The organism is Pseudomonas sp. HAR-UPW-AIA-41, assembly GCF_002304225.1.
Taxonomy (GTDB): Bacteria; Pseudomonadota; Gammaproteobacteria; order Pseudomonadales; family Pseudomonadaceae; genus Aquipseudomonas.
The window spans coordinates 1-1,186 of record NZ_NSLB01000026.1 but is presented as its reverse complement, the minus strand read 5'-3'; the positions used below and the strand labels follow the sequence as shown (position 1 = coordinate 1,186).

1 protein-coding gene is annotated in these 1,186 nt (G+C 57.4%); it reads left to right on the top strand.

Annotated features, from left to right (window positions below; translation table 11 throughout):
• Positions 1 to 1,185, top strand: a 1,185-nt coding sequence (gene tuf, locus CK486_RS17700) for an elongation factor Tu (RefSeq protein WP_095941610.1), incomplete at its 5' end; no start/stop codon positions are given.
• Position 1,186 lies beyond the last annotated feature (1 nt).

The following is a 1,186-nucleotide window of genomic DNA, read 5'->3' as shown; positions in this document are numbered from 1 at the left end:
GAAAAATTTGAACGTAACAAACCGCACGTCAACGTCGGCACTATCGGTCACGTTGACCACGGTAAAACCACTCTGACCGCTGCTCTGACCCGCGTGTGCTCCGAAGTTTTCGGTTCCGCCAAGGTCGACTTCGACAAGATCGACTCCGCTCCGGAAGAGAAGGCTCGTGGTATCACCATCAACACTGCGCACGTTGAGTACGATTCTGCCGTACGTCACTACGCGCACGTTGACTGCCCGGGTCACGCTGACTATGTGAAGAACATGATCACCGGTGCTGCCCAGATGGACGGCGCGATCCTGGTTTGCTCGGCCGCTGATGGTCCGATGCCGCAAACCCGTGAGCACATCCTGCTGTCCCGTCAGGTAGGCGTTCCTTACATTGTCGTGTTCCTGAACAAGGCCGACATGGTTGACGACGCTGAGCTGCTGGAACTGGTTGAGATGGAAGTTCGCGACCTGCTGTCCACCTATGACTTCCCGGGTGATGACACTCCGATCGTGATCGGTTCCGCTCTGATGGCCCTGAACGGCCAGGACGACAACGAGATGGGCACCAGCGCTGTTAAGAAGCTGGTTGAGACTCTGGATACCTACATCCCTGAGCCGGTTCGCGCCATCGACAAGCCGTTCCTGATGCCGATCGAAGACGTGTTCTCGATCTCCGGTCGTGGCACCGTAGTTACCGGTCGTGTTGAGCGCGGTATCGTCAAGGTTCAGGAAGAGATCGAGATCGTCGGTCTGCGTCCGACCACCAAGACCACCTGTACCGGTGTTGAAATGTTCCGCAAGCTGCTCGACGAAGGTCGTGCTGGCGAGAACTGCGGTGTGCTGCTGCGCGGTACCAAGCGTGACGACGTAGAGCGTGGTCAGGTTCTGGCCAAGCCAGGCACCATCAAGCCGCACACTGTGTTCGAAGCAGAAGTGTACGTACTGTCCAAGGAAGAAGGTGGTCGTCACACCCCGTTCTTCAAGGGCTACCGTCCGCAGTTCTACTTCCGTACCACTGACGTAACCGGTTCGTGCGAACTGCCGGAAGGCGTTGAGATGGTAATGCCGGGCGACAACATCAAAATGGTTGTTACCCTGATCAAGCCGATCGCCATGGAAGATGGTCTGCGCTTCGCGATTCGCGAAGGCGGCCGTACCGTTGGTGCCGGCGTGGTTGCCAAGGTCATCGAGTAAT